5 protein-coding genes are annotated in these 4,951 nt (G+C 52.4%); 1 reads left to right on the top strand and 4 read right to left on the bottom strand.

The window, feature by feature from the left end; all coding sequences use genetic code 11:
* Positions 1–129: 129 nt before the first annotated feature.
* The 4 genes from ACNKID_RS10345 to ACNKID_RS10330 form a co-directional block, all read right to left on the bottom strand.
* Positions 130–609 (bottom strand): DUF3368 domain-containing protein, encoded by a 480-nt coding sequence (locus ACNKID_RS10345; protein ID WP_417913354.1) that lies wholly within the window; start codon positions 607–609, stop codon positions 130–132.
* 5 nt (positions 610–614) lie between these two features.
* On the bottom strand, positions 615–854 hold the full coding sequence (locus tag ACNKID_RS10340; protein WP_417913353.1) for a UPF0175 family protein: 240 nt from the start codon (positions 852–854) through the stop codon (positions 615–617).
* A gap of 215 nt (positions 855–1,069) precedes the next feature.
* Positions 1,070–2,047, bottom strand: a complete 978-nt coding sequence (locus ACNKID_RS10335; protein WP_417913352.1) for a ferritin-like domain-containing protein — start codon at positions 2,045–2,047, stop codon at positions 1,070–1,072.
* A gap of 89 nt (positions 2,048–2,136) precedes the next feature.
* Positions 2,137–3,621: a hypothetical protein gene (locus tag ACNKID_RS10330; RefSeq protein ID WP_417913351.1), complete on the bottom strand. Its 1,485-nt coding sequence runs from the start codon at positions 3,619–3,621 to the stop codon at positions 2,137–2,139.
* A 495-nt stretch (positions 3,622–4,116) separates the two neighbouring features.
* On the opposite strand from ACNKID_RS10330, the gene ACNKID_RS10325 reads away from it, so the two are divergent.
* The coding region (locus ACNKID_RS10325; RefSeq protein ID WP_417913350.1) for a DUF4469 domain-containing protein at positions 4,117–4,951 on the top strand (835 nt) is incomplete at its 3' end.

Here is a 4,951-nt window from a genome sequence, read left to right as displayed (position 1 = left end):
AGATGAATATCTTGCCCGGCTGCGTGCGCTGGCGGAACGGCATCCGGCAAGGTGATGTGAGGCTTCTCCGCCCTTTTCATCGCTTGGCGCATGACACATCCACTGGATGCCAATGAACCAAGCGATGAGCTACAGCTTTTCCCCAGCTAAATCCAGCACGCTCTGAATGACATCCGGGCTGATGAAGATGCTGCTCTTGTTCAGTTTCATCAGGCTTGGCAAGACTTCTGCAAGGAGTCCTTTGTTCTTTGCGGCAAGCAGCACGCCGAGCGATCCGATGGTGTGAATCTTATTGATCTTGGCAATCTTCCGCCCTCGGCGGTCATCTATGAGCAGTTTGTCGGCATTGAGCTGCTTGTAAAGCAGCATGGCTTCTGTTTCACCTAAATCAGCAGATGCGTCAAGATAGACAAAGCCTGACGTGTCAACAGTTCGTACTTTTCCATGAAGATATTCTCTCAGCGTTGCTGACTCTGCTTTGTCACTGAGAGCAACTTCGTTATACACTGCTTCAGGAACCAGAACCTCTCCATAGAGCGGTTCAAGCAATTGCAAGCCATCGCAGATTGCCAAAGCGATCAGCGCTGAACTGTCTGCAATCAGGATCATTGCCTTCAGCTATTCAGTTCGGCGAGGAGTTCTGCGCGGTCAATGGCGATGACAGGAATGCGGTTGTCCTTGCAGGCCGCCATGAAATCAAAAATATCCAGCCCGGCAATCTGCGCTGCTTTGGCAATCGTGACCAGCTCCGCTTTAAACAGCCAGAGGGCATAGGTCAGCCGAATATCGCGCTGAATGGCCTGTTCGCCTTGGAACATGACGAAATCATTCGGGAGATCAATGGCAATCTGCATGGCTTTCCTTGTACCGCGTGACGATTATTCAGAGAGCTGATCAAGTGCGCTGTCTCGCAGACACATCTTACAAGAAAGAACAATTTTGTCCATGCGTTTTGCTCGTTGCAGAAAGAAAGCGGCGGAGAAGCAGCAGCTCACTTCCCCGCCTTGGCCATCGCCCAGCACATGAGCATCTGCTGGATGCCGCTGAACTGGGTGATGAGAATTGATTCTTATGCTGCTTTCCCCCAATATGGTATCACACCTGCTTTCCAGCACTCCCGTGTTCGCATGGACAATTCCCGCATGGAGCCAAGAAACTTCATCCATACCGGCGGCACAGGGCTTGTCCAATAATCGTTGAGATCATCCAGTATCTGCCGTGTTCCGTTGAAGATTTGACGCAATCTTATGTTTGTCGGATGATCAGGGGCTGCTGTTCCTTGATAGACTTCAGGCAACGGCGCATCTTGGATTCTGAGGAAACGACTGAAATGAGAATACTCCTTATAGAGTATGTCCTGATATGACCAAGCAATAGATGCTGGCGGCTTGTTGATCATCTGATATTTCAGGTCAACCTTGAACTGCTCCGGCAGGAACGGAGGCTGCATGTCCTCAGCCGTATGCCCGCCTTCCCCTTGCGCCTTGATCGCTGCAACCGCCTCTTTCGCCTCAAGATAGTTCCTGATAATCTGCGGGTATCCCTGTTCGCCCCAGAATGTCTGCTGCCTCTCCGTGCTCCAGCTAAATTGATTCTCACCCACCTGCATGATGCCAGCGAGCAAAGCATCATACATTTCACCGATGGAGCTGTAAGGGTACTTAGGCTCGATGTTAGGATCAGCCGTAGGATCGCTTGCTCCCAAAGTCTGCTCAGGCTTTTCAATCGCCAGCATGACTTTGAGCGTGTCCGCATTCAGTGGCCCCATATCCGCATTCAATACTGTTCCAGGAAGAAGAGATGGAACATCTTTCTCGTAATCAGGAACACCAAGATTTGGTGTTGTGTCAAGAACAACGCAAAGATTGGCAGCTAACTGAAGATGCATCATTTCTTCGATAAGAACACCGCGTATTATTTTGTACGCATCGCTGTTCTCATCTTTAATAGATGTCATGACTGTTGTATAGAAAGGTACTGTGTACAGCTCAATTGCTGCTGCCACCTGCGCGTGTTCCTGAACGAGCTGCTTTGTCCATGTTGCCATTGCTGTTCTCCTTTTTTTATTGTTGATGCCTTTGCGTCTGCCTCAAACATCAGGCCGGTCGCCATCAACCGGCCTGGTGCTCTCAGTTCTTAGACAGTTGATTTCACCGGTGCTCTGCTGCTGCCAGATGCAGCAAAGATATCATTGGCAATCTTCAGCCCCAGCGGAACACCGCCGATTTTATCTTGACTCAAATCTGGATTGCCTGATGGATCCAAGGCGAATGCGTCAAATGACCAATGCACGCCCAGATAGATGCGCGACCAGCCGTTCTCCTCAATCATCTGCCAAAGACCTCTTGGGAAGGAACGCACATGACGTGAACGCACCACGCCTGTATTGTCTGTAGTCACACCGTTCAGCTCATCAGAAACAAAGGGGCCTGTCCATACCCTGTCTGGACCGTTGTCCTTGAGCTTATTAGAATCATAAGTAACTCCAATTCCATCCTTATCATACCACAAGCGGATTATTTGGAATGCCGCCGCGCCGAAGGTGGCATGGCCAGATGGATATGCCGGGAACGGCGGCGTGAAATTGGGCTTGTTGCTGTTGCTTGCAGGTGCGCCCAAGGGCAGCCATGTGGGATCGCAGTCATTGTTAATATTGCTACTGCCATCTGAATCTTTTGCTTCTGGTCCTATTGAGGTATCGTGCTCACGGATGCCAAGCACTGGCCGCCAGAGATCGTGCTTGTATTTCTGTTCCCAAGCCAGAATGCCAGCATCACCCATTGCCGCATTGACCATAGCAAACAGCTTGGCATTGTTATCCACGCTGTTGTTTCTGGCTTCAGCTATCTTCCGCAGTATCTGATTGTACAGACGTGGTGGGGTGCCGATCTCATTCGGGCCATCATAAGCCCAATACAAGCCAATCAGCGTTTCATCAGGTGTGCGTTTGTCGCAATTGGGCGGCATCGTGCCCATCAATTCAGAAGCAATACCTTTTTCACGAACCTGTTTGAGTGCTTTCACATAATCTAAACTGCCTGAGTCTGGCGGCGCATCCAATCCATGCCGTTTATTTACTGCGAAACACTTTGACTTCTCTCCGTAGAAAGGAGCATGGAAGCCCTGTCCTGCATTAGCAGGATCAGGACGATGGTGACGCGGTGACAAAGAGTAAGTATCATATCCACTATCACCAGCACCGGGATCACCTTTGCGGTCTTCCAGCATAGCCTGCGCTACAGCAAGCCCAAATGCTTCCCCTGCTTTCACATCAGCACCTGAAAGCCCGTTTAATATCTTATCATAAGCTCTATCAAAATGCTCTCTTTGACGCGCATATAACTTACGCAGACAATGAAGAGCCGCCGCCGATACCGCTGCGGTAGCATTAATTGTTTCAGTTGGAGTCGGCAGGTTTGGCAGATAAGGCGGGAAATCAGTAGCACCCTCTTTGGTTCTTACTCCAGCATGAGCGTCATACATGGCCAGATGCACGATGGCCAGTGCACGGGAGCTTAATGTCGGGCCGCCCTGCTCTGGTTGTAGCTGATGTACGCCTGGAGTGAAATCGCGCTTGTTGGCATCCAAGGCCACCTGATTCCAATACAGAATGTGATCCATAGCTGTTCTCCTTTTTTATGAGAGTGAAATTCTTTCGATGTAACTTTATGGTATTACCACACTGTGGTTTCTGTCAAGAAGAATTTTCATGTCTGTCCGCAAGAAACGCTTTCACGCCCATTCGTATTCCCGCCAGACATATTTTCCTGTTGACAAGATTTGTCTTTTGAAGAGATTGTTTCCTTCTACCCCCCCCCATTCACTTAGTCAAGGAAAATTTTCACTTGTCTGCAAAAAGATTCGCCGCTCATGAATCTCAGGCGGTCATGCTCATGACTCTCTGAGGCTCATGCTCATGACTCTCAGACACTCATGCTCATGACTGTCTGAAGGTCATGCACATGACTCTCCGGCACTCATGAGCATGACGCTGCGCCGCCCGTGGCCATGAGTGCCGGATATTTTTTTGTTGACAGGAACCGCCGCGCTCTTTACCATGCCTGTTCAGGCAGTTTCACGCTCATGCCGAGCAGTTAACTCAACCGGAGAACAGTTATGGCAACCGTGCTGTGGAGACCTGAACCCAACGCCCTGACCACGCCGCGCTCTTGGCGGCCCCTGCATCTGCCGCGCAGCACCAGCGGCAACAGCGACTTGGCCGCCCGGATCGCGCAGAAGCATTCCGCGCTGGACGAGGAGGTGGTCAAGATCGTGCTGAAAGCCTTGGTGGAGGAAATCAAGCTGGACCTGATCAACGGCAATCAGGTCGCGCTGGAGGACGCGTTCACCTTCCGCATCTCCCTCAACGCCCGGCTGGACTCACCGGACGCGCCGCTGCCGCCGACAGAGAAAGTGCTGAATGTCCGGGTCATTGTCGCGCACGTCTTGCTGGAGGAGGTGCGGCGGCGGGCGCAGCTGGAGCGGCTGCCTGCGTCGAAGAAACTGCCGGTGATCAGCTCGGTTGAAGACAGCGTGCTGAAGCTGAGCGACGTGCTCAATCCGACCGGCGCGCTGCATTTGAGCGGCAGCGACCTTCTCTTTGATCAGGAGGACGAGGACTGCGGCTGCGTGCTCGAAGGAACGCGCAGCGGCAGGCTGCCGCAGAGCCGCTGCACTGCGGTCTTCAATTCAGACATCACCCTCCTGCCCGACATTCCGGCCCAGCCAGACCCTTGGAACAACGAGTACATCCTCTCCATCTCCACCCAGTACACTGAACACGGCACCCTGCGCACCGGCATCTATGACCGCAGGCTGCGCACGCCCTTGGCCGTGACCTTGGGCGACGAAAGCGGCATCCTCAGCGGCGGCGGAACAGTGCCGCTGGTCGTTGTGACAGGCGGGACGATGACCGCAGCCAGCGCACGGGTGCGCGTTCAGGTTCTGCTGG

The sequence above is a fragment of the Candidatus Electronema sp. TJ genome (genome assembly GCF_048287355.1).
GTDB lineage: Bacteria > Desulfobacterota > Desulfobulbia > Desulfobulbales > Desulfobulbaceae > Electronema.
Note: the sequence above shows the minus strand (reverse complement) of the source record. Positions and strands in the feature narration are given on the sequence as shown.

Bases quoted from the DNA above. Each gene is read 5' to 3' on its own strand.
- ACNKID_RS10345 (WP_417913354.1), bottom strand. From the start codon at position 609: ATGATCCTGATTGCAGACAGTTCAGCGCTGATCGCTTTGGCAATCTGC.
- ACNKID_RS10340 (WP_417913353.1), bottom strand. From the start codon at position 854: ATGCAGATTGCCATTGATCTCCCGAATGATTTCGTCATGTTCCAAGGC.
- ACNKID_RS10335 (WP_417913352.1), bottom strand. From the start codon at position 2,047: ATGGCAACATGGACAAAGCAGCTCGTTCAGGAACACGCGCAGGTGGCA.
- ACNKID_RS10330 (WP_417913351.1), bottom strand. From the start codon at position 3,621: ATGGATCACATTCTGTATTGGAATCAGGTGGCCTTGGATGCCAACAAG.